This is a genomic window from Pseudarthrobacter sp. TAF60_1, assembly GCF_052113505.1.
In the GTDB taxonomy this organism is placed as follows: Bacteria; Actinomycetota; Actinomycetes; order Actinomycetales; family Micrococcaceae; genus Arthrobacter.
This window is the reverse complement of sequence record NZ_JBFRDI010000009.1, coordinates 42,403-64,090: the sequence shown is the minus strand read 5'-3', so window position 1 is coordinate 64,090 and position 21,688 is coordinate 42,403. Positions and strand designations below refer to the sequence as shown.

Here is a 21,688-nt window from a genome sequence, read left to right as displayed (position 1 = left end):
TGATGCTTAGCGGGCCGCCTCCCGCGGTCCGGATGTGCCAGGTTCGGGCAGGTCGTGGGCGGTGGGGAGGCCGCTAAGCGTGTGACCGGCAAGGGTGCTGGCTACCCACAGCGACCTTGCCAGATCGCCCTGACGGCCTGGCCTCGAGGCGTACCAGAGCGCGTTTTCCACTTCGCGGACCACTGCCCATTCGCGCGCCGCACCGGCATCAAGGCCCGCCGCGGCGCTGAAATCCCGGCAGCGCTGCCTGAGCCCCGCGGCCGGATTGCCCCGCGGCAGGTCGCCCAGGCGGTTCCACAACAGCGGGGCCACCGCGAATTCGGGTTCACCGATCATGGGCTGAGGGTCGATGGCAACGAAGGTCCTACCGCTCGGAGCCAGAACACCACCGACAGCGGCAGCTGCGGCCTCGGGCCTGGCCAGGACGTTCAGGAAATGGAAGTCGGTGTGCACTAGAACGTCCCGGCCCGAGCGCCGGCCCACGGCACCGCGGATCTGGCAGACTTCGAGGGCGGATTCGAGCAGCCAGCGCGGAAAGGGGCGGCCCTGTTGTTCCCAGTCGGCGGGCAGGTCATCGCTCCACTGTTCTGCCCTGCCGGCAATGTGGTCGAATTCCCGCCATACGTGCTCCTCGCCGGGCACCAGGCTCAACTGCCGCATGAGCCCGCCCCACACAGCTGCCGCTTCCGCCAGGGGTACGGTCTGAAGTGAGCAGCGAGGATCCAGCCGTTCGAGGAGCATGGCGCAGGTTCCGGCGTCGGCCTCCAACAGGCGGACGGCTCCCGACCCGCCCCACAGTGCAAGCGCGTGCCGCTCTACGCGGGCTTCGTCGTGGGGAAAAGCGATTTTGAGGGCGGCCGGGGTCCTGTCATTCCTGCGGACCGGGATCACCATGCCGCCTTGCCCGTGCCAGGGAAGTTCTCCGGGTTCCAGGTCCAGGGCCAACTCCCAGTTCTCCAGCCGTCCGTGTACGAGGCCAGGGAGTGAGGCGAGCCAGGCCCGTCCGGCGCTGGTGCGTCCATAGCGCACACTGAGTGCCGGCGGGACAGGGACCTCTGTCCGGAGGTTCACATCACGCCGCTTGCCCCGAGCAGGTTGCCGATCGAGAACGTTGCCACCAGGGCCAGTGCGCCGCCTACCACCACGCGTACCGCTGCACGCATCTTCGATCCTCCTCCGATCCAGGCTCCCAACGCCCCCGTGGCCGCGAGCGCCACCAGGACGGCAACGAAGGTCAGCGGGATTCTGATGTCCGCGGGCGGAAGGAGGATGGCCAGCATCGGCAGGATCGCGCCGATCAGGAAGGCAACTGCTGAGGCCAAGGCGGCGTGCCAGGGGCTCACGATGTCTGTTTCGTCAATGTTCAGTTCCGCGGACAGGTGGGCGCCCAGGGCGTCGTGAGCCGTGAGCTCGCGGGCCACCGCGCCGGCAGTTTCCGCGCTGAGGCCCTTTGACTGGTAGATCGCAGTAAGTTCTGCGAGCTCCTCTTCCGGCTGCTCAAGGAGTTCCCGGCGTTCCTTCTCGATCAGGGCTTGCTGACTGTCCTTCTGGCTGCTGACGGAGACATATTCGCCCAGGGCCATGGAGATTGCACCGCCAACGACGCCTGCAGCGCCAGCTACCAGGATCGGACCCGGTTCGTTGGTTACACCGGCGACACCAACCACGATGGCTGCCACAGATACGATTCCGTCATTGGCGCCCAACACACCGGCACGGAGCCAGTTAAGGCGGTGGGCTATGTCATTGTGGTGCGGCTCGTTCTCGTGAAGAGCAGCTGCGGGTGCGTTGTCCATGACCTCAGCAAATCACTTGGTGGCCGTTGCTGACCAGTGTACTGAGGCTACGCTAAGGCGTGCCGCGGGTTGGGGTGCCGCTTGTTGACGGACTCTGCTCCACGGCCGGGAGGGGTGGCAGTGCGGATTCATCCAGGACCGCGCCGGCAACCGGGCCCGTAGCTGCACCCCAGTAAACGGTTCTCCGGGCCGCCGATTGAAGGGCGGCGAGGGCCCATGCCCGATCGGCTCCGGCGCTGAGGGCAACCAAGTCGCCGTACGCCGGGAGCGTACCGGCCTCCAGCACCCCCAGCTCAGCTGCCGGATCTGCCAGGAAGGCTGCATCCAAGGCATAGCCTGCGGGCGTCGGAGGCAGGGAGGCGCAGTGGGCGCCCGCAGCCGCCCCGGCGTCACGGCGGAGGTCTTCATGCTGGGTGAGAAAGTCCGACGCCGGAGCGACGGACCCGGGAGGCAGCCGGGTCAGTGCCGCCTGGTAGGCGTAAACGAGTTCCAGCTCCGCGCGCGCCACCGAGGTCAAGGATGAAGCCACGTCTGCAGTGCCATTGGCCGCCGGCGCGGAGCAGTTGGCGGCCGGTGAGGCAGCGGATGAGACGGCCGGGGAAGGCACTGCCGAGGAAGATACGGGTGGAGCAGACGCTGCGGGGGAGGGCAGGCCGGGGGCGGGCAGGCCGGACCCGGACACGGTGTGGCCGGGAAGTGCGCCCAACGCGGTGCCGGTCGCCGCCGCCAACTCCTCGGCCGCCAGGACCTGGGCAATGCCGGTGCCGGCGAGAAGGCGGGCGATGCCGCCGTCGGCCTTTTCAGCGTCACTGAGCCGCTGGGCTCCGCTCGTGTGAAGCGCGTTGGCGAGCTCAGCGGCTGCGGACGGCGGGGAAGCCTGCGCAGGAGTGGATGGAATCTGCGAGGACGAAGCCCCGGCCGAACTTACCGGAATCGAAGGATCATTGGGCAGCATCAACGCCCGGGCCTGCACAGTCAGCAAAGTCACAGCGCGTTGCGCCGCGGCGGCCGCGGGTTCCTGCCGGGCTGCCTCGGCGTCGTCTCCGGCAGCCACGGCAAGTGCCCGGAGACGGACCGCGTCCGAGAACGCTGCAGCCCTGGCCTCCTCCGAAAACGGCGGCGGCGCGGGAGCATCCGGTTCACGGGGGATCAGGACAAAACCGAGGCTCAGCACCAACAGTCCGGCCAAGGCGAATACGGCGTACCGGAAATAGCTTCTGCGGGGACCGGATTCCGTGGTGTCGTCGTTCACAACAGACCATGTTGTCACGGCCAGGGGGCACCACTGTGCACCACTGCGGCCGGAAAATCGCTAGTCTAGTAGTCACAACATCATCTATTGGAAGGCGGCCGGCATCGTGAGTAATGCAGAAGCCACGACTTCATCAGACCCTACCGGATCGGGTACGGCTGAAGCTGCGTCCGCCAATAATCCGGAAGCTGCACGGCTCCGTTCCTTGCTGGAGCCCGCGGTCCAGGCAAACCGCCTCTACCTGGAAGACGTGTCCATCATCCCCGGCTCCCACCGTGTGGTCCACGTCGTGGTGGACCTGCCGCAGGAGGAAACCGGCGGCGTGAACCTTGACGTCATCGCCGATATTTCGCGAGTCCTCTCGGACGTCCTGGACAACGATCCTGCGGACGACGGACGGCCCTACGACCTCGAGGTATCCTCACCCGGCGTCGGGCGTCCTCTGACGGAACCGAGGCACTGGCACCGCGCCAAGGGCCGCATGGTCAAGGTCAACGTCATCCAGGGCGAAAACGTCACCGGCAGGGTGCGGTCCGTGGACGAAAGCGGCGTGACCATCATCCCTGAAATCGCCGTCAAGAAGGGCATGAAGCCCAAGCAGGGCGAGCCGCAAATACTTCCTTTCGACAGGATCCGTAACGGAAAAGTCGAGATCGAATTCAGCCACCTTGAAGAAGCTGGTCTGGAACCTGAGCACAATGGACCTTCTGAGGAGGCCTGATGGATATTGACATGAGCGCACTGAGGCTTCTGGAGCGTGAGCGCGAAATCCCGCTGGACCTGCTGATCCCCACCATCGAGCAGGCGCTCCTGGTGGCGTACCACAAGTCGCCTGGTGCCTTTGAGAAGGCCCGTGCCGAGCTGGACCGCAAGAGCGGCCACGTGACAATTTGGGCCGTGGAGATTGACGACGACGGCGCCCCCATTGGCGAGTTCGAGGACACGCCTGCCGGCTTCGGCCGGATCGCCGCGAGCACCGCCCGCCAGATCATTCTGCAACGCCTGCGCGACGTCGAGGACGACAACATCCTCGGTGAATTCAAGGGGCGCGAGGGCGAACTGGTGGCCGGCCTGATCCAGCAGGGCAACAACCCGCACATGATCCAGGTCAACCTGGGCACGGTGGAGGCCCTGCTGCCGCCGCCCGAACAGGTACCGGGGGAGAAGTACACCCACGGCAACCGCCTCCGCGCACTGGTCATTGACGTGCACCGGGGCACCAAGGGTCCGTCCGTCACCCTGTCCCGGTCACACCCGGGCCTGGTACGGAAGCTGTTCGAACTGGAGGTCCCCGAGATCGCGGACCGTTCCGTGGAGATCGTCGCCCTGGCCCGCGAGGCCGGTCACCGGACCAAGATCGCCGTCAAAGCCAACGCCGCGGGCATCAACGCCAAGGGTGCCTGCATCGGTGAAATGGGTTCCCGTGTCCGCGCCGTCATGACGGAACTCAACGACGAAAAGATCGACATCGTCGACTTCAGCGAGGACCCCGCCACGTTCATCGCCAGCGCACTGTCCCCGTCACGGGTGAATTCGGTCACCATCATCGACGAAGCCACCCGCTCCGCACGCGTGGTGGTTCCGGACTACCAGCTCTCCCTGGCCATCGGCAAGGAGGGCCAGAACGCCCGTCTGGCGGCCAAGCTCACCGGCTGGCGGATCGATATCGTTTCGGATGCGGCCGCCCCCACGCAAAGCTAAACCGACTCCAGCACGTCGGCCGGCCGTCGAATCGCCCCGGCCGACGCCGCGGTTTCGGGCAGAACGGCCCCGAGGGGCTAGAATAGACAATGACCGCGCCTAACGGCCGGTATTCGTGTGCCCTGTGAGTTCCGCTCCGCTGACCGGCGGAGTGAACCCCTGGGCCGGCAGATATGAACGTCAGGAAGATGCTCACCGTGGGAGAAGTGCTTCACAGCGCGAATCAGCACAGCGAGGATCAACCGCAGCGTACCTGCATCGGATGCCGGAAGAAGGCTCCGCGGTCTGAGTTACTCCGGCTCGTCGCCGAAAGCAGCGGTTCCACTGCGGTGCTGGTAGACGAACGACGCCGGATGGCTGGCAGGGGAGCATGGTTGCACCCCAGCGAAACGTGCTTGGCCCTGGCGGTCAAACGGCGAGCATTCGGAAGGGCCCTCAACGGCGCAACCGGGGCTACCGCCGTCGAACGCTGGATCCTGGCACGTAAGCAGGCCGCCAGCCCGCTGCAGGAGCCTTCGGCCACTGCAGCAAAACCGTCCAACCTGAAAGCGGGTCAGAAAACTGATGGAAACCCGATGAGTTCCCAGCGATGAGTGCGCAACGATGACAACTTTGTTGCGCTCTGCAATGGGCCCTTCTGCTGCAACCGCGGCTGGGGCCCGCAGTAAGAAGTAGACGGTTCGTGCCTGGCTCGGTGCGGACCGAGACAGGAGAAATGTGGCCAAGGTCCGCGTACACGAGCTCGCTAAAGAGCTCGGTATTACTTCCAAAGATGCAGTGACAAAACTGCAGGAACTGGGCGAATTCGTTCGCTCCGCCTCCTCAACCATTGAGGCCCCGGTGGTGCGGAAGCTCCGCAACGCCTACCCCGACGCCGCGGCCAAGGCTGCAGCTCCCGCAGCAGCGCCCAAGGCGGCTGCCCCGTCGGCAGAATCACGGCCCGCAGCACCCGCTCCGGGTCCCGCAGCTCCCAAAGCCCCGGCAGCGCCCGCTGCTTCGGCTCCCGCTGCCGCCGCTCCTTCAGCACCGGCCGCCCCTGCTGCCGCAGCTCCGGCTGCGCCTGCAGCACCCGCTGCACCCGCCCCGGCCGCAAGTGCCCCGTCCACGGGCGCCAAGCCCGGTGCCCGTCCGGCACCGAAGGCTGAAGCCCCGGCAGCACCCACCCGCCAGGGTGGATCACAGGGCGGCTCGGCTCCGCGCCCCGGCGGTCCCCGCCCCGGCAACAACCCGTTCGCCACGTCCCAGGGCATGCCCCGCGGCCGCGGCGGCGACGGAGAACGTGCCCCGCGTCCGGGCAACAACCCGTTCGCTCCCTCCCAGGGCATGCCCCGCGGTGGCAGCCGTCCCGACAGCGACCGTCCCGGTGGTCCGCGTCCGGCAGCCGGTGCAGGTGGTCCCCGTCCGGGTGGCCCCCGTCCCGCAGCCGGTGCAGGTGGACCCCGCCCGGCCGCTGGCGCAGGTGGACCCCGTCCGGGTGCACCCCGTCCCGCGGGTGCCGGTGGAAACCGACCGACTCCGGGCATGATGCCCAACCGCACTGAGCGTCCCGCACCCGCTGGTGCAGGACGTCCCGGTGGCGGAGCACGCGGACCCGGACGTCCGGGTGGCGCTCCCGGTACAGGCGGCGCTCCCGGCTCCGGTGGCGGCGCTCCCGCCGGCGGTGGCTTCGGCAAGGGCGGCCGCGGTCGCGGTGGCACCCAGGGTGCCTTCGGCAAGGGCGGCGCAGGGCGTGGCAAGCAGCGCAAGTCGAAGCGCGCCAAGCGCCAGGAACTTGAGCAGATGAGTGCCCCGTCGCTGGGTGGCGTGAGCGTACCCCGCGGCGACGGCAACACCGTAGTGCGTCTGCGCCGCGGCTCGTCCATCACGGACTTTGCCGACAAGATCGAGGCAAACCCCGCCGCGCTGGTCACCGTCCTGTTCCACCTTGGTGAGATGGCCACGGCCACGCAGTCACTGGATGAGGAAACCTTCGCGCTGCTCGGCGAGGAGCTTGGCTACAAGCTCCAGGTCGTGTCCCCGGAGGACGAGGAGCGCGAGCTGCTCTCCGGTTTCGACATCGACTTCGACGCCGAACTTGAAGCAGAAGGCGACGAAGACCTCGAGGCACGTCCTCCGGTTGTCACTGTCATGGGCCACGTGGACCACGGCAAGACCCGCCTGCTCGACGCCATCCGCAAGTCGGACGTTGTGGCCGGGGAGCACGGTGGCATCACGCAGCACATCGGTGCCTACCAGGTCACCCACAACCACGAAGGCACCGATCGCAAGATCACCTTCATCGATACTCCGGGCCACGAGGCGTTCACCGCCATGCGTGCCCGTGGTGCGAAGGTCACCGACATCGCCATCCTGGTGGTCGCAGCGGACGACGGCGTGATGCCGCAGACCGTTGAGGCCCTGAACCACGCCCAGGCGGCCAACGTGCCGATCGTGGTTGCAGTGAACAAGATCGACAAGGAAGGCGCCAACCCGGACAAGGTCCGCGGCCAGCTGACCGAGTACGGCCTGGTTCCCGAGGAATACGGTGGCGACACCATGTTCGTTGAGGTTTCTGCCCGCCAGAACCTCAACATCGACGAGCTCCTTGAGGCTGTGCTGCTCACCGCAGACGCTGCCCTGGACATGCGCGCCAACCCGAACAAGGACGCCCGCGGCATCGCGATTGAAGCGAACCTGGACAAGGGCCGCGGTGCAGTTGCCACCGTCCTGGTCCAGTCCGGTACCCTGCGTGTCGGTGACACGATCGTGGCCGGCACGGCCCACGGCCGCGTCCGCGCCATGTTCGACGACGACGGCAGCGCACTGACCGAGGCCGGCCCGTCCCGCCCCGTGCAGGTACTGGGTCTGTCCAACGTGCCGCGCGCCGGTGACACCTTCTTTGTGACTGCTGACGAGCGCACCGCCCGCCAGATCGCTGAGAAGCGTGAAGCTGCCGACCGCAACGCCGCACTGGCCAAGCGCCGCAAGCGCATCAGCCTCGAAGACTTCGACAAGGCCGTTGCCGATGGCAAGATCGACACCCTCAACCTCATCCTCAAGGGTGACGTGTCCGGTGCCGTGGAAGCCCTCGAAGACGCACTGCTCAAGATCGACGTCGGGGAAGGCGTGCAGCTGCGCGTCATCCACCGCGGAGTTGGCGCCATCACGCAGAACGACGTCAACCTGGCGACGGTCGACAGTGCCGTCATCATCGGGTTCAACGTCAAGCCTGCCGAGCGTGTTGCCGAACTGGCAGACCGCGAAGGCGTCGACATGCGCTTCTACTCCGTCATCTACGGCGCAATCGATGACATCGAGCTGGCCCTCAAGGGCATGCTCAAGCCGGAGTACGAAGAAGTTCAGCTGGGCACCGCCGAAGTCCGCGAAGTGTTCCGTTCCTCCAAGTTCGGCAACATTGCAGGCTCCATCGTCCGCTCGGGCATCATCCGACGCAACACGAAGGCCCGGGTCAGCCGCGACGGCAAGATCATCGGTGACAACCTCACCGTTGAGACGCTCAAGCGCTTCAAGGACGACGCCACTGAGGTCCGCACGGACTTCGAGTGCGGTATCGGTCTTGGTTCGTACAACGACATCAACGAAGGCGACATCATCGAGACCTTCGAGATGCGCGAAAAGCCGCGCGTCTAAGTTGGTCTAGCTGTTACTGAGGTGCGGGGCCGCTGGGATTTTTCCGGCGGCCCCGCCCCTAAGCCCAACCCGGGAGCCTCCGAGTTTTGGGGGCGCCCCGCCCAGCTCCGGTAGGCCCGATGCCACTCCCGGGCGCCCCCAAAACTCTCCGGCATCGTCTTAGACTCACCTCAGGCGCGTGGCAGCAAAGGCAACTCAAACGCTTATCTGTCACTGCGCCGTCGTACATCCCAAATTTTTAGGAGTGGAAATGGCTGATCCCGCACGGGCTGCCAAGTTGGCGCAGCGGATCAAGGTTGTTGTTGCGGAGGCTCTTGGCCGGAAGGTTAAGGATCCTCGGTTGGAGGGCATTACTGTTACTGATGCCCGGGTGACCAATGATCTGCAGCACGCCACCATCTACTACACCGTTCTCGGTGACCAGGCTGTCCAGTCGGATGCGGCCAAGGGGCTGGAGAAGGCCAAGGGTGTGCTGCGCCAGGAAGTGGGACGGAACGTTACTGTTCGGCTGACCCCCACCCTGGAATTCGTGGCTGACCAGATCCCTGTGGTCGCCTCCAATCTTGAGGAACTGCTTCGGGAAGCCAAGAAGCGCGACGCCGAAGTGGCCGCCCTGGCCGAGAACGCCAAGCATGCCGGCGACCCCGACCCCTACAAGAGCGATATTCCCGCCGATGTAGAGATCGATGAAGACGACTTCGACGAAGAGGACCTTGACCTCACCGACGACGAAGGCCTCGACGAGGACGGCAACAAGTAGCCGTCTGGTCGCCAAGCGCATCAACAGGAAAGCCCGGGCCGCAATTGCAGTCCGGGCTTCCTTCGTCTGCTGGGCTTATGCACCCGGCAGCATCTAATTGATGCTGGCCTTAATGACGGTTCCGGCCGGTGCCCCGGGACCGAAACCCGCCGTGGCGTAGAGAGTATCTCCACTCAATTCCACGGCCGCAGGGCCGTTGACCGCCAGGAACTGTGTACTCTCACGGCTCCACGCATCGATCTTGACGATCTCGTTACCGAACATCGAAGCCGCGTAAACGTCACCGTTGTCGGCTACCGCGATGCCGGTGGGGCTGAGAATGTCCTCTGCCCACAGTCGTGTCGCGCCGGTCCAGGGATTGACCTTGAAAATCGCACCACGGGCTCCGAAGGACGTGTCCTCGGGACCGCCCGGGAGCGAAGAGACATAGAGCCACCCATCGGGGCCGATCTCCACATCTGTTGGCACAGATTCAAAGGCATATTCGTGGCCGACAACGCAGGCAGGGGCTTCAACGGTCCCTCCCGCCATGTCGATCGGGATCCTGGCACCGGCAGGGATGACGGCCGGCCTCGGCGGAAGAACGGCCACGGTCGAGATGTCACCGGTATCCGCATCGACTTCCAGGATGGCGTTCGCGCCGGCGTCGGCGATGTACAGCGTGTCGCCCTTAACCGCGGTGGCATACGGATGGGAATCAACGAGGCCCTCGTACCGGGCCGGAGGGAAAGCGGGCCAGCCTTTTAGGCAATCGGCGGACACGTCGTCGCCGAAGCCATGGTGCTGGTCACCGTCCGGATTGTGGGCGCGTTCGTAGCCGGCGAGGTCGGCAATGGTGCGCACCTCTCCCGACCGGCCGATGGATTTCACGTACCCTTTGAGCGCGTCCGGCTTACCTCCGCCGGCTCCCACGCTTTCCAGGAAATACGTGGCTCCACCCTGGGTTGCAACGCCGGAGACATCCCACCCGGCCCTGGTGTAGAGGTTGGCGAGTTGCCCGTCATCCTTCACACGGTCCAGGCGGCCGGCAAAATTCTGCGTAACGAGGACAGAGTCGTTCTTGTCGACCGCGAGGCTTAGCGGTGCGAGCAGCCCCTTGGCGAGGGTCTCTGGCTCTGACGACGAGGACCCTGCTACGGCCGGGCCCATGGGAATGACTAACGCCGCCGCGGCAAGGCACGCGGCCAAGGGAAACTTCTTCTTCATTGCATCCTCCGGGTTGAGGTGCGCAACCCCGCGGACGGGGCCGGGCAATGAGACCAAAGTTGATGTGAACTTATACAGCCCCCGGGCGCAAGAGTAGTCCTCCGGACAGCCAACGTCGACTGAATTTGCCTCGCCGACGCCCCCTACTTTGCGCGGGGAGTATGGGCACGGATCGCCGGGTCATGGCTAGGATCTAGCTATGACCCAGCCGAGCGAGCACCACGACGCCACCCCGTACCTGCAACAGGCCATTGAGCTGGCCATCCGGAACGTGGCTGACGGGGGCGGACCGTTCGGCGCCCTGGTGGTGACCCCCGACGGCCGCTTCCATGAGGGCGTTAACCGGGTCACCCGCGACAACGATCCCACCGCACACGCAGAAGTGGTCGCCATCCGGACCGCAGCCACTGCGGCCGCAAACTTCGATCTCAGCGGCGCAGTGCTCTACACCAGCTGCGAGCCATGCCCGCTCTGCCTGTCCGCCGCTCTCTGGGCACGGATCAGCCGGGTCTACTTCGCGGCGGACCGCTACGGTGCAGCGGCCGCCGGTTTCGACGATGCCATGTTCTACGACTACTTTGCAGGCACCAGGCCGGAACTCATGCCGGTGGCACACGAGGCGATACCGACGTCGGACGCCCCTTTCGACGCGTGGCGCGCCAATGCGCAGCGCAAGGAATACTGAATCCGGAGGCACCTGTGGAACCTGCACTGATCACCTGTCCGAGCTGCGGCAAGACCAACCGGGTCCCGGCAGCTGCGTCCGGCCGTCCGCGTTGCGGAAACTGCAAGCAGGGACTGCCATGGATCACCGCCGCGGGGGATGACGACTTCGCCGTCGTGGCAGAGCAGTCCCCGGTCCCGGTGCTCGTTGACTTCTGGGCCGCCTGGTGCGGACCCTGCCGGATGGTGAGCCCTGTCCTGGACAAGCTGGCCACTGAGCGGGCCGGCGGCATCAAACTCGTCAAAGTCGATGTTGACCGGGCGCCGCGGCTCTCCAGCCGGTTCGACGTCCAAGCCATTCCCACCTTGATGGTCATGGCCGGGGGCAAGGTGCTGGCTAAACAGGCCGGCGCAGCGCCGGCTCCCGCCCTTCGCGCCTGGCTTGATTCGGCCCTGGCCGGCCATACGTAAACCGGGCCGTCTAGCCGCGGTCCGGCAACCGGCCCAGTCCTTCAACGAGCTGCCGCCGGTTGCCGCACAGCGCGATCCGGACCCAGCCCTCGCCGATGGAGCCGAAGGCCGTGCCGGGCGCTACCGCCACGCCGGTGGCAGCCAGGAACCTGTGCGTCCAGCCGCGGACGTCGCCGCCACTGGCGTGGGAGACATCGGCCCAGAGGTAAAAGGCGCCTTGCGCGCTCAAGTAGCGAATACCCTTTGCAGCCAAGACAGCGGAGGCCGCGTCCCTGTTGGCGCGGTAGTGTGCGTGGGCATGGCTCACGTAGTCCTGGGGGCCGGTCAGGGCGGCCAGCGCTGCGTACTGCGACGGCGAGGCAACGCAGGAGACGATCGCTTCCATCACGTTGTTCATGGTTCGCTCCATGCCTGGCGGACAGATCAGTGCGCCGATCCTCAGGCCTGTCAGCCCGTATGTCTTGGACAGCGTCAGTGAGGTGAAGACGCGCGCCTCGCCGGGGACATCGCTGTCGAACCGTGCAGGGCTGACGTGCGGCACATCGTAGGTGAACGCCTCATAACACTCGTCAGAAATGATCCAGAGGTCATGCCTGCGCGCCAGTTCAACGAGCTGCCGGGTCAGTTCCTCACCCAGGACCGCGCCGAGCGGGTTGGACGGCGAATTCAGGATCAGGACCCGCGTCCGGTCGGTGATGAGCGCCTCAAGGTCCTGGATCCGGGGCTGAAAGTCCTGGTCCGGATACAGCGGGTAGGGCACCGGGACGGCGTTCAGGAGACGGCCGGTCATGGCGAACGTGGGATAGCCCGGATTGGGGATCAGCACTTCATCGCCGGGAGAAAGGAGGAGGCTCATGGCAAAGTGCAGGCCCTGCTGGGCGCCGTCCACCACGTAGACCCTGTCGGTCCCGAGGCTGTCCTGATCCAGCCCGGCACGTTCCCGGAATCTTGCGGCGAAGGCTTCCCGCAGTGCCGGGATACCTGCGTTGGGCGTGTAGTTGGTCTCGTCCCGATCCAGGCAGGCCATGCCGGCGTCCAGGATATGGCGGGGGACCGGGAAGCCGGGTTCGCCGATACTGAGCACAATTGCACCGGGTGTCCGCCAGGCAGCTTCGGTGATCTCGCGGATCTGGTTAACGGGGACGTCTCGGGCGTGTGCAGCAAGCTCAGGCATGCCTGCCATCCTAACCGGCGCCCCATCACACCGGCGGGCGGCGCATCACAGCGGTGGGTGCGCCATCTCGTGGCCGGGGCCCCATCTCGTGGCCGGGGGCGGATGCCCGCGCCGATATACTGGGAAGCGTGCTTTCTGGACTGGTGATAGTGGACAAACCGCAGGGATGGACCAGCCATGATGTGGTTGGTCGGATGCGGCGCATCGCCGGAACCCGGAAAGTGGGCCATGCCGGGACCCTGGACCCCATGGCTACCGGGGTACTGGTGGTGGGGATCAACAAGGCCACGCGCCTGCTCACGTACATTGTGGGCACGTCCAAGACCTATACGGCCACCATCCGCCTGGGCGAGTCCACCATCACGGACGACGCCGAAGGCGACGTTATGGCCACCGTCAGTGCCGCCGTCGTCCCCGATGAGGCAATTCACGACGGCGTTGCGGCCCTCACGGGCGAAATCCAGCAGGTGCCCAGCAGCGTCAGCGCCATCAAAGTCAACGGTGAACGCGCCTATGCCCGGGTCCGCTCCGGCGAAGAAGTGAAGCTCGCCGCACGCCCGGTCACCATTCATCGCTTCGAGGTCCATGGCATCCGGCGGGAGCGGGGCGGTGACGTCATCGACATCGACGTCACCGTGGAGTGCTCCTCCGGCACGTACATCCGGGCGCTTGCCCGTGACCTCGGTGACGGACTGGGAGTCGGCGGCCACCTCACGGCCCTCCGCCGGACCCAGGTGGGGCCCTACACACTGGACCAGGCCCGCACCCTCGAGCAGCTGGCTGAAGAACTGACTGTCCTGGAAATGTCCCAGGCTGCCCGGGCCCTCATGCCCAACCGCGAACTGACCGCTGAGGAAACCACCGAGATCTCCTTCGGCCGCCGGATCGCGGCAGGGGCGCCCGCAGGAACTACCGGGGCCGCCAGCACCGAACACCCCGCGGCGGCTTTTGCTCCCGACGGGAGCCTGGTGGCGCTGCTGGCCGATGCGGGCAACTTCGCCAAGCCCGTGCTGGTGTTCGCGCCCGGCAACGCCTCGTCCGCGACAGTCGCCAGCGGGGACGCCTAGGAATGGACGCTTTTTTCTACATCATTCTTGTGGTGGGACTGCTCTCAACTGGAATCTGCCTCGTGGCCGGCATCCTCAAGAAGGCACCCAATGACATCACTATCCTTTCCGTCGCCGCCGTGGAACTGGCGCTAGTGGTCTATTTGGTGGGTTCCATCGTGAGGGTGATCGCGGGCGAACCGATCGCCGGGGAAGCCTGGGAGTTCTGGGGCTACCTGGCAACGGCAATGCTCCTGCCGCCGGGCGCCGTTTACTGGTCCATTCTCGAACGGACCCGCTGGAGCAACTTTGTCCTGGCCGCCGTCGGCGTCACTGCCGTGGTGATGGCCGCCCGAATGAACCAGATCTGGTACTGACATGGAAGAAGCCCGCAACGTGAAAGCTCGTCATCCCGAAACGACGCCGGACCACGCATCCGTCTCCGGCAAGGACACCCGCAATACCGGCCCGGGCCGGCTCCTGATCGCCGTCTATGCCGTGTTTGCCATCTCGGCCACCGCACGGGCCGGCTACCAGATCCTGACCAAGTTCTCCGATGCTCCGCTGGCATATCTGCTGTCCGCTTTCGCCGCGGTTGTATACCTCGTGGCCACCGTTTCGTTGGCCAAGGCAGGCAGTACCTGGTTCAAGGTCTCGCTTGTCGCCGTGCTGGTGGAGCTCTTCGGAGTTCTTGTAGTCGGCGCGCTGAGCCTCTTCGATCCGGTCGCCTTCCCGCACGAGACGGTCTGGTCGCTTTTCGGCAGGGGTTATGCGTTCATCCCGCTGCTGCTCCCCATCCTCGGGCTGGCCTGGCTGTACCGTCGCCGGCCGGGTAAGCGCCTGACAGGCGCAGGGGACTAGCCACTCCACCGGGTCGAAAAGCAGCTACTTCTTACCGAAAAGGCCGCCAAGCAGGCCGCCCAGCCCGCCGGGCATATCGCCGAGGCCACCCAGGATGCTGTCCAACACCGAACCCTCCTGGCCGGGTCCAGCATTTGCACCAGCTCCTGCACCGGCGCCGGCACCAGCTCCAAGGATTCCGCCCAGAATGCCGCCAATGTCGATGCCGCCCTGCTGTCCTTCTCCAACTCCGCCGGCTCCAACTCCTGCCTGACCGCCCTGCCCGAAGATCTTCCTGGCCAGATAGGACATAACGATCGGTGCAAGGATGGGCAGGACCTTGCGGATGAGGTCACTGCCCACACCACCCAGCGCCGCAGTACCGGCCAGCTGCGCGGCTACCTGGTCCTGTTGGCCGCCAAACACGTGACCGACAATTTTTTCACCGTCGGCCGTGTCCACCTGGCTGACGTCCACGCCGCCGTCGAGCAGGCCGTCCTGGTGCTGGCCGAGAGCCGATTGAAGTGAGGCGGCGCCGTCAGGAGCCTGGGCGTTAGTGTGCATGCCCGCCAGCAGGGTGGGCAGCGCCGCTTCCACGGCGGACTGCGCCGAGGCCGGGTCGGTGCCCAGCAGGGAGGCCACCTGATTGACGTCAATCTGGTTCAGGAGGTCGTGAATCTCGGTCATGAGGTACTCCTTCAGCGACGCGACGGACGCGGACATGGTTATTTGGGGCACGCGCGGGGTGACATACGAGGATTGCCCTTGCATCGTAATCCCGGTGCCCGGCCTGCTACTAGGGGAAAGGCCGCGTGATTTTGCGGCTGCTGGCCGCCACTGCGCCGCGTCAGAAGGGCTGGCTGAATGCGGGTAATCTTAGAGAGTTCCGGCGCCGGCGCGTTCGGATAGATGTCAGTGCAGGCAGTAAAAGGCGAGGGTGATGGTCTACATCTGGAACGATCCGTCCGAGGTCCCGGCGGACTTTGGTCCCTCCGTTGTCACTTTCGGCAACTTTGACGGCGTCCACCGCGGCCACCAACAAGTGCTCTCCGAGCTCATCCGGTCCGCCCGCCTTAACGGAACCAAAGCGGTGGCCGTGACCTTTGATCCGCATCCGGCCCTGATCCACCGGCCGGAGACCGCGCCGGAGATGATCATGGGCCTGGAGGACAAACTGGTGGCCCTGGGTGAACTGGGCCTGGACGGCGTCCTGGTCATGAAGTACTCACTGAACCTCGCCAGCCTGACTCCCGAGGAATTTGTGGGCCAGGTCCTGGTGGACAGCCTCCACGCCAGCCACGTGGTGATCGGCCACGACGCCCGCTTTGGCCGGGGCAACTCCGGCGACCTTGACACCATGAAACAGCTCGGCGAGAAGTTCAACTTCGACGTTCAGGTCATCAGCGAGTTCGGCTCCGAAGGCTACCCGCTGCATAATGACGGCGGCACGGACCGCCGCTGTTCCTCCACCTGGGTGCGGGAAGCACTGCAGGAAGGTGACGTCGCCACTGCCGCAGAGGTGCTGGGCCGTCCCCACCGCATGCGTGGCGAAGTGGTGCACGGTGCTGCCCGTGGACGGGCCCTCGGATTTCCCACCGCCAACCTCGCCCACGAGGCCAGCGGGTTTGTGCCTGCCGATGGAATTTACGCGGGCTGGCTGGTTGACCAGGCCGGCAAGCGCTGGCCCGCCGCAATCTCAGTGGGTTCCAATCCCACGTTCGACGGCGTGAGCCGCCAGGTCGAAGCCCACGTGATCGACCGCCCGGATGAGGACGTGGAGGACTTCGATCTGTACGGCCAGACAGTAGTTGTGGAATTCTTGGCGCGGCTCCGCGGCATGGTGGCCTACCGTGGGCCTGAAGCTCTCGTTGACCAAATGCGCCTGGATGTCATTCAGGCCCACGACCTCCTGGCGAGGCGCTGACCCGGCCCACCGCCAACCGATGGCGGCGTCGTGAAGGAGAAAGGCAGCGCAGTGACCGTTGAGAAGAACACCCGCAAGCTGGACAAGGGAATCGTCCGGGATTTCAGTTCCCGGATGAGCTACGCGTCCTACCTTCAGCTGCCCACCCTTCTCAGTGCCCAGCACCCGGTCAGTCAGCCCGAGCACCACGACGAAATGCTGTTCATCATCCAGCACCAGACCACGGAGCTATGGCTGAAGCTGGTGCTGCACGAGCTCCGCAGTGCCGCCGCGTGGCTCCGCGCCGGCGATCTCGGCTCCGCACTCAAGGGCATTGCCCGGGTCAAACACATCCAGAAGACCCTCACGGAACAGTGGTCAGTCCTTGCTACCCTGACGCCCACGGAGTACTCCCAGTTCCGCGGCTTCCTGGGCAATTCCTCGGGCTTCCAGTCCAGCCAGTACCGGGCCGTGGAGTTTGTCCTGGGCAACAAGAACCGCAAGATGCTGCCGGTGTTCGAATCAGACCCGGCCGCCCACGCCATGCTGACGGAGCTGCTCAATGCTCCCAGCATCTACGACGAGTTCCTGGCCTACCTCGCCCGGCAGGGGTACGACGTGCCGCAGGCCGTCCTGGACCGGGACGTCACCCGCGCCCACGCGTTTTGCCCGGAGCTGGTGCCGCTCTTCAAGCACATCTACGAAAACGCGGCGGACAACTGGGGTGCTTACGAGGCCTGCGAGGAACTTGTGGACCTTGAAGACAACTTTCAACTGTGGCGGTTCCGGCACCTGCGCACCGTACAGCGGACCATCGGCATGAAATCCGGCACCGGCGGATCAAGCGGCGCCGCGTTCCTCCAGAAAGCCCTTGAGCTCACCTTTTTCCCGGAACTATTCGCGGTACGGACGGAGATCGGCCAATGAGCAGCACCACGGATGCGCGGATGGAAAATCACGACGACGCCGCCCTCCTGGAGCGGGCAGCGCACCTTGACGCCATGGACCCGCTGGCTCGGTACCGGGATCATTTCATCGGCACGGACACCGACCTCTCCTATCTCGATGGCAACTCCCTGGGCCGGCCGCTGAAAAGGACCGTGACCGACATCAGCACTTTTATCCAGGACGGCTGGGGCGGGCGGCTGATCCGCGGCTGGGACGAGGAATGGCTGGACCTGCCACAGGCCATCGGTGACCAGTTGGGCCGGTCTGTCCTCGGCGCAGCCCCTGGCCGGACCGTCATTGCCGACTCAACTACCGTGGTGCTCTACAAACTGATTCGGGCGGCCCTGGCCGCCGTACCGGATCCTGCCCGGACAGAGATTGTCCTGGACACCGACAACTTTCCCACCGACCGCTACCTCGTTGAGGGAATCGCCCGGGAGGAAGGCCTGACGCTCACCTGGATCGAAGCCGATCCGGCAGCAGGGGTAACCCCTGACCAGGTGCGGGACGCAACCGGACTAGCCACCGCCGTCGTACTTTTGAGCCATGTGGCGTACCGTTCCGGCTTCCTGGCCGACCTGCGCGCGATTACCGAGGTCGCGCACAGCGCAGGAGCCCTGGTGGTCTGGGACCTTTGCCATTCCGCCGGTTCGGTGGAGCTGGACCTCGATGCCGCGGACGTTGATTTTGCTGCGGGGTGCACCTACAAGTACCTCAACGGGGGACCAGGCTCGCCCGCCTTTGCTTACGTCAACGCTCGCCACCTGCCCGGCCTCCGGCAGCCGATCTGGGGTTGGATGGGGCGCAAGGACGCGTTTGAGATGGCTGCGGGCTACGAGCCTGCGCCCGGCATCCGGGGTTTCCTCAGCGGTACGCCGGCCATATTCGGGATGCTGGCCATGCGCGGAACCCTGGACCTCATCGACGAAACCGGCATGGCGGCCATTAGGCAGAAGTCGCTGGAACTCACCGCCTACACCGTGGAGCTCTACGACGCGTGGCTCAGGCCGCTCGGGGTGGAACTGGCGTCACCGCGGGATCCCCAACGCAGGGGGAGTCACATCACCCTGGACCATCCGGCATTCCGGAACGTGACCTCGGCGCTGTGGGAACAGGATGTCATTCCAGACTTCCGGGCGCCGCAGGGGATCCGGATCGGGCTGTCCCCGCTGAGCACCAGCTTCGCTGAAGTGCACCGGGGAATGGCCGCACTCCGGGACGTCCTGCAGCGGTAACGTTCCTGCCGCGGCGCCTGCGCTTTTCGTACCGGAGCGGCGGTTTCGACAAGTCTGTGGCGCTGCCGGTAAACTGAACGTTGGATCTGGCTGCAGTCCGTGGCGGCTGGTTCCTGCCATGCGTGGAAAGACCCTGAAATTCAGGGAATTCCTGCGCGGGCAGACCCGGCAGTGAATTACTGATTCGGGCCTCACGGCACATCTCTAGGAGTTATTGTGGCACTTGACGCCGCTGTAAAGCAGACCATCATCAAGGATTTCGCAACGTCCGAGGCCGACACCGGTTCACCGGAGGTCCAGGTTGCAGTCCTGACTCAGCGGATCAAGGATCTGACTGAGCACATGAAGGTGCACAAGCACGATTACCACACCCAGCGCGGTCTGCTGGCCATGGTTGGTCGTCGCAAGCGCATGCTGACCTACCTCAAGAACACTGACATCACCCGCTACCGTGCGCTCATCGAGCGTCTCGGCCTGCGCCGCTAGTCAGGCTTAAGGGGCGGCCCTTTCCTCGCGGATCGGGCCGCCTTCTTCAGAAGAAAATTAAACAGGAGGATCAACCGCATCACGCATTCGCGGTCCTCGGTAGTGATCCCCGGGAAACGGCTTCGTTGATTGAAGCCACGGCCCGTGGATCTCGATCGACGACCGGGTGCAGGGCCAGTCGACAGATGCTGGTCTGGGTTGATGCGGCTGGACTCCGTGAAACAGAAACGGAGGTGACTCTCTTGGAGGGTCCCGAAATCCAGTTCTCAGAAGCCGTCATTGACAATGGCCGCTTTGGCAAGCGTGTAATCCGCTTCGAAACCGGCCGTCTTGCCAAGCAGGCGGCCGGCGCAGCAATGGTGTACATCGACGAAGACACCGCGCTGCTGTCCGCCACCACCGCCGGCAAGCACCCGCGCGAAGGCTTCGACTTCTTCCCGCTGACGGTTGACGTTGAAGAGCGCATGTACGCCGCCGGCCGTATCCCGGGCTCGTTCTTCCGCCGTGAAGGCCGTCCCTCCACCGAAGCCATCCTGGCTTGCCGCCTCATGGACCGCCCGCTGCGTCCGGCCTTCGTGAAGGGCCTTCGCAACGAGGTCCAGATCGTGGTGACCGTCCTGGCCATCAACCCTGACGAGCTCTACGACGTGGTGGCCATCAACGCCTCCTCCATGTCCACCCAGCTCTCCGGCCTTCCGTTCTCCGGCCCGATCGGCGGCGTCCGCGTTGCCCTCGTTGCCGACGAGAACGGCTCGCAGTGGGTTGCTTTCCCCAAGCACTCCCAGCTTGAGAACTCCGTGTTCAACATGGTTGTAGCCGGCCGCATCGCCGGTGACGACGTCGCCATCATGATGGTTGAAGCCGAAGCGACGGACAACTCCTGGAACCTCATCAAGGAACAGGGCGCCACCGCGCCCACCGAAGAGGTTGTCTCCGAGGGCCTCGAGGCTGCCAAGCCGTTCATCAAGGCGCTGTGCGAAGCACAGTCCGACCTGGCTGCACGCGCCGCCAAGCCCACCGTTGAGTTCCCCGTCTTCCTTGATTACCAGGACGACGTCTACGCAGCTGTTGAGGCCGCCGCCGCTGAGAAGCTGGCCGCTGTCTTCCAGATCGCGGACAAGCAGGACCGCGACGTTGCCACGGACGCCCTGAAGGACGAAACCACCGCAGCCCTGGCCGGCCAGTTCGAAGGCCGCGAGAAGGAGCTGTCCGCAGCATTCCGCTCGGTCACCAAGCAGGTTGTGCGCCAGCGCATCCTCAAGGACCAGGTCCGCATCGACGGCCGTGGCCTGACGGACATCCGCCAGCTCACTGCCGAGGTTGAGGTTCTGCCCCGCGTACACGGCTCGGCCATCTTCGAGCGCGGCGAAACCCAGATCCTGGGTGTCACCACGCTGAACATGCTCAAGATGGAACAGCAGATCGACTCGCTGTCACCCGTAACGCGCAAGCGCTACATGCACAACTACAACTTCCCGCCGTACTCCACCGGTGAAACCGGCCGCGTGGGATCGCCCAAGCGCCGCGAAATCGGCCACGGTGCCCTGGCCGAGCGCGCCCTCGTGCCCGTCCTGCCGTCCCGCGAGGAATTCCCCTACGCCATTCGCCAGGTATCTGAGGCCCTCAGCTCCAACGGTTCGACGTCGATGGGTTCCGTCTGCGCCTCCACGCTGTCGATGCTCAACGCTGGTGTGCCGCTGAAGGCAGCCGTTGCCGGTATCGCGATGGGCCTGGTCTCCGACCAGGTTGACGGCCAAACCCGCTACGCAGCCCTCACTGACATCCTGGGCGCCGAAGATGCTTTCGGGGACATGGACTTCAAGGTTGCCGGTACCTCCGAGTTCGTCACGGCCATCCAGCTGGACACCAAGCTCGACGGCATCCCCGCTTCCGTGCTGGCTGCAGCACTGAAGCAGGCCCGCGAAGCCCGCCTGCACATCCTGGATGTCATCAACTCCGCGATCGACACCCCGGACGAGCTCTCCGAGTTCGCCCCGCGCGTCATCGCGGTCAAGATCCCGGTTGACAAGATCGGCGAGGTCATTGGGCCCAAGGGCAAGATGATCAACCAGATCCAGGAAGACACCGGCGCTGACATCTCCATCGAGGATGACGGCACGGTCTACATTGGCGCCACGAACGGTCCGTCTGCAGACGCAGCACGCTCCGCCATCAACGCCATTGCCAACCCGCAGGTTCCGGAAATCGGCGAGCGTTACCTGGGTACGGTCGTCAAGACCACCACCTTCGGTGCCTTCATTTCCCTGACCCCGGGCAAGGACGGCCTGCTGCACATCTCCGAGCTGCGCAAGCTGGCCAACGGCAAGCGCGTGGATAACGTTGATGACGTGGTTTCGGTCGGCCAGAAGATCCAGGTTGAAATCACCAAGATCGATGACCGTGGCAAGCTGTCGCTTTCCCCTGTCGTGGCTGAAGAGGAAGGCGCTGGCGACAGCGTTGACGCTTCCGCTGCAGAGGGTGCTGTAGAGGCGCTGTAGTCCACTGACGCGGAGCAGCATTCTCCTGCGTCACAGCATGAATCGGCGGGGCCGGTGGAGGATCCACCGGCCCCGCCGC

General features: G+C 65.3%; 21 protein-coding genes. 15 read left to right on the top strand and 6 right to left on the bottom strand.

The features are described from left to right. Positions 1-6: 6 nt before the first annotated feature. The 3 genes from AB4Y73_RS12065 to AB4Y73_RS12055 are packed head-to-tail and all read right to left on the bottom strand — an operon-like array spanning position 7 to position 3,048. Positions 7-1,071, bottom strand: a complete 1,065-nt coding sequence (locus AB4Y73_RS12065; protein ID WP_441871841.1) for an aminoglycoside phosphotransferase family protein — start codon at positions 1,069-1,071, stop codon at positions 7-9. Next, complete coding sequence (locus AB4Y73_RS12060) at positions 1,068-1,796, bottom strand: VIT1/CCC1 transporter family protein (RefSeq protein ID WP_441871839.1); 729 nt, start codon at positions 1,794-1,796, stop codon at positions 1,068-1,070. Before AB4Y73_RS12060 ends, AB4Y73_RS12065 begins: the two co-directional genes overlap by 4 nt. A gap of 52 nt (positions 1,797-1,848) precedes the next feature. After that, a complete protein-coding gene (locus AB4Y73_RS12055; protein WP_441871837.1) occupies positions 1,849-3,048 on the bottom strand; it encodes a DUF4439 domain-containing protein in 1,200 nt (399 codons plus the stop codon). Between the two features lie 106 nt (positions 3,049-3,154). Here AB4Y73_RS12055 and rimP point away from each other — a divergent pair, with 106 nt between their 5' ends. The 5 genes from rimP (at position 3,155) to rbfA (ending at position 9,139) form a co-directional block, all read left to right on the top strand. Then, positions 3,155-3,769 (top strand): ribosome maturation factor RimP, encoded by a 615-nt coding sequence (gene rimP, locus AB4Y73_RS12050; RefSeq protein WP_441871836.1) that lies wholly within the window; start codon positions 3,155-3,157, stop codon positions 3,767-3,769. Then, positions 3,769-4,749, top strand: a complete 981-nt coding sequence (nusA, locus tag AB4Y73_RS12045) for a transcription termination factor NusA (protein WP_441871834.1) — start codon at positions 3,769-3,771, stop codon at positions 4,747-4,749. Before rimP ends, nusA begins: the two co-directional genes overlap by 1 nt. 173 nt (positions 4,750-4,922) lie before the next feature. After that, positions 4,923-5,342, top strand: coding sequence for a YlxR family protein (locus AB4Y73_RS12040; RefSeq protein ID WP_441871832.1), 420 nt, complete (start codon positions 4,923-4,925; stop codon positions 5,340-5,342). Between the two features lie 124 nt (positions 5,343-5,466). Beyond that, positions 5,467-8,379: a translation initiation factor IF-2 gene (infB, locus tag AB4Y73_RS12035; RefSeq protein WP_441871830.1), complete on the top strand. Its 2,913-nt coding sequence runs from the start codon at positions 5,467-5,469 to the stop codon at positions 8,377-8,379. Between the two features lie 250 nt (positions 8,380-8,629). Beyond that, positions 8,630-9,139, top strand: coding sequence for a 30S ribosome-binding factor RbfA (gene rbfA, locus AB4Y73_RS12030; protein WP_441871828.1), 510 nt, complete (start codon positions 8,630-8,632; stop codon positions 9,137-9,139). A 93-nt stretch (positions 9,140-9,232) separates the two neighbouring features. On the opposite strand, the gene AB4Y73_RS12025 is transcribed toward rbfA, so the two are convergent. Further along, positions 9,233-10,345, bottom strand: a complete 1,113-nt coding sequence (locus tag AB4Y73_RS12025; protein WP_441871826.1) for a ScyD/ScyE family protein — start codon at positions 10,343-10,345, stop codon at positions 9,233-9,235. A 199-nt stretch (positions 10,346-10,544) separates the two neighbouring features. Between AB4Y73_RS12025 and AB4Y73_RS12020 the strand changes: the two genes are divergently transcribed. Further along, a complete protein-coding gene (locus AB4Y73_RS12020) occupies positions 10,545-11,030 on the top strand; it encodes a nucleoside deaminase (RefSeq protein WP_441871824.1) in 486 nt (161 codons plus the stop codon). A 14-nt stretch (positions 11,031-11,044) separates the two neighbouring features. Continuing rightward, positions 11,045-11,479, top strand: a complete 435-nt coding sequence (gene trxA / locus AB4Y73_RS12015) for a thioredoxin (RefSeq protein ID WP_441871822.1) — start codon at positions 11,045-11,047, stop codon at positions 11,477-11,479. A 10-nt stretch (positions 11,480-11,489) separates the two neighbouring features. Here the strand turns inward: trxA and AB4Y73_RS12010 are convergent, their stop codons facing one another. Further along, positions 11,490-12,653: a pyridoxal phosphate-dependent aminotransferase gene (locus AB4Y73_RS12010; RefSeq protein ID WP_441871820.1), complete on the bottom strand. Its 1,164-nt coding sequence runs from the start codon at positions 12,651-12,653 to the stop codon at positions 11,490-11,492. Positions 12,654-12,781: 128 nt separating this feature from the next. On the opposite strand from AB4Y73_RS12010, the gene truB reads away from it, so the two are divergent. From truB to AB4Y73_RS11995, 3 genes are read left to right on the top strand one after another with little or no spacing between them, the layout of a single operon-like run. Next, the gene (gene truB, locus AB4Y73_RS12005; protein ID WP_441871818.1) at positions 12,782-13,720 is read left to right on the top strand and encodes a tRNA pseudouridine(55) synthase TruB; all 939 of its coding nucleotides are present in this window, start codon (positions 12,782-12,784) and stop codon (positions 13,718-13,720) included. 2 nt (positions 13,721-13,722) lie between these two features. Continuing rightward, positions 13,723-14,076: a hypothetical protein gene (locus AB4Y73_RS12000; RefSeq protein WP_441871816.1), complete on the top strand. Its 354-nt coding sequence runs from the start codon at positions 13,723-13,725 to the stop codon at positions 14,074-14,076. A 1-nt stretch (position 14,077) separates the two neighbouring features. Continuing rightward, on the top strand, positions 14,078-14,560 hold the full coding sequence (locus AB4Y73_RS11995) for a hypothetical protein (protein WP_441871814.1): 483 nt from the start codon (positions 14,078-14,080) through the stop codon (positions 14,558-14,560). Positions 14,561-14,584: 24 nt separating this feature from the next. On the opposite strand, the gene AB4Y73_RS11990 is transcribed toward AB4Y73_RS11995, so the two are convergent. Next, the gene (locus AB4Y73_RS11990) at positions 14,585-15,226 is read right to left on the bottom strand and encodes a DUF937 domain-containing protein (protein ID WP_441871813.1); all 642 of its coding nucleotides are present in this window, start codon (positions 15,224-15,226) and stop codon (positions 14,585-14,587) included. Between the two features lie 253 nt (positions 15,227-15,479). Between AB4Y73_RS11990 and AB4Y73_RS11985 the strand changes: the two genes are divergently transcribed. The 5 genes from AB4Y73_RS11985 to AB4Y73_RS11965 all read left to right on the top strand — a co-directional run bounded on the left by AB4Y73_RS11985 (position 15,480) and on the right by AB4Y73_RS11965 (position 21,609). Beyond that, a complete protein-coding gene (locus tag AB4Y73_RS11985; RefSeq protein WP_441871810.1) occupies positions 15,480-16,463 on the top strand; it encodes a bifunctional riboflavin kinase/FAD synthetase in 984 nt (327 codons plus the stop codon). Between the two features lie 51 nt (positions 16,464-16,514). Further along, a complete protein-coding gene (gene kynA, locus AB4Y73_RS11980) occupies positions 16,515-17,369 on the top strand; it encodes a tryptophan 2,3-dioxygenase (protein ID WP_441871808.1) in 855 nt (284 codons plus the stop codon). Then, positions 17,366-18,625 (top strand): kynureninase, encoded by a 1,260-nt coding sequence (gene kynU / locus AB4Y73_RS11975; protein ID WP_441871806.1) that lies wholly within the window; start codon positions 17,366-17,368, stop codon positions 18,623-18,625. Before kynA ends, kynU begins: the two co-directional genes overlap by 4 nt. Before the next feature lie 216 nt (positions 18,626-18,841). Next, positions 18,842-19,111, top strand: a complete 270-nt coding sequence (rpsO, locus tag AB4Y73_RS11970; protein WP_441871804.1) for a 30S ribosomal protein S15 — start codon at positions 18,842-18,844, stop codon at positions 19,109-19,111. Positions 19,112-19,353: 242 nt separating this feature from the next. Further along, positions 19,354-21,609, top strand: coding sequence for a polyribonucleotide nucleotidyltransferase (locus AB4Y73_RS11965; RefSeq protein ID WP_441872020.1), 2,256 nt, complete (start codon positions 19,354-19,356; stop codon positions 21,607-21,609). The last annotated feature ends 79 nt before the right edge of the window (positions 21,610-21,688 follow it).

Bases quoted from the DNA above. Each gene is read 5' to 3' on its own strand.
- AB4Y73_RS11995 (WP_441871814.1), top strand. From the start codon at position 14,078: ATGGAAGAAGCCCGCAACGTGAAAGCTCGTCATCCCGAAACGACGCCG.
- AB4Y73_RS12000 (WP_441871816.1), top strand. From the start codon at position 13,723: ATGGACGCTTTTTTCTACATCATTCTTGTGGTGGGACTGCTCTCAACT.
- nusA (WP_441871834.1), top strand. From the start codon at position 3,769: ATGGATATTGACATGAGCGCACTGAGGCTTCTGGAGCGTGAGCGCGAA.
- AB4Y73_RS12020 (WP_441871824.1), top strand. From the start codon at position 10,545: ATGACCCAGCCGAGCGAGCACCACGACGCCACCCCGTACCTGCAACAG.
- AB4Y73_RS11990 (WP_441871813.1), bottom strand. From the start codon at position 15,226: ATGACCGAGATTCACGACCTCCTGAACCAGATTGACGTCAATCAGGTG.
- AB4Y73_RS12040 (WP_441871832.1), top strand. From the start codon at position 4,923: ATGAACGTCAGGAAGATGCTCACCGTGGGAGAAGTGCTTCACAGCGCG.
- AB4Y73_RS12060 (WP_441871839.1), bottom strand. From the start codon at position 1,796: ATGGACAACGCACCCGCAGCTGCTCTTCACGAGAACGAGCCGCACCAC.
- kynU (WP_441871806.1), top strand. From the start codon at position 17,366: ATGAGCAGCACCACGGATGCGCGGATGGAAAATCACGACGACGCCGCC.
- rbfA (WP_441871828.1), top strand. From the start codon at position 8,630: ATGGCTGATCCCGCACGGGCTGCCAAGTTGGCGCAGCGGATCAAGGTT.
- AB4Y73_RS12010 (WP_441871820.1), bottom strand. From the start codon at position 12,653: ATGCCTGAGCTTGCTGCACACGCCCGAGACGTCCCCGTTAACCAGATC.
- AB4Y73_RS12025 (WP_441871826.1), bottom strand. From the start codon at position 10,345: ATGAAGAAGAAGTTTCCCTTGGCCGCGTGCCTTGCCGCGGCGGCGTTA.
- AB4Y73_RS11985 (WP_441871810.1), top strand. From the start codon at position 15,480: ATGGTCTACATCTGGAACGATCCGTCCGAGGTCCCGGCGGACTTTGGT.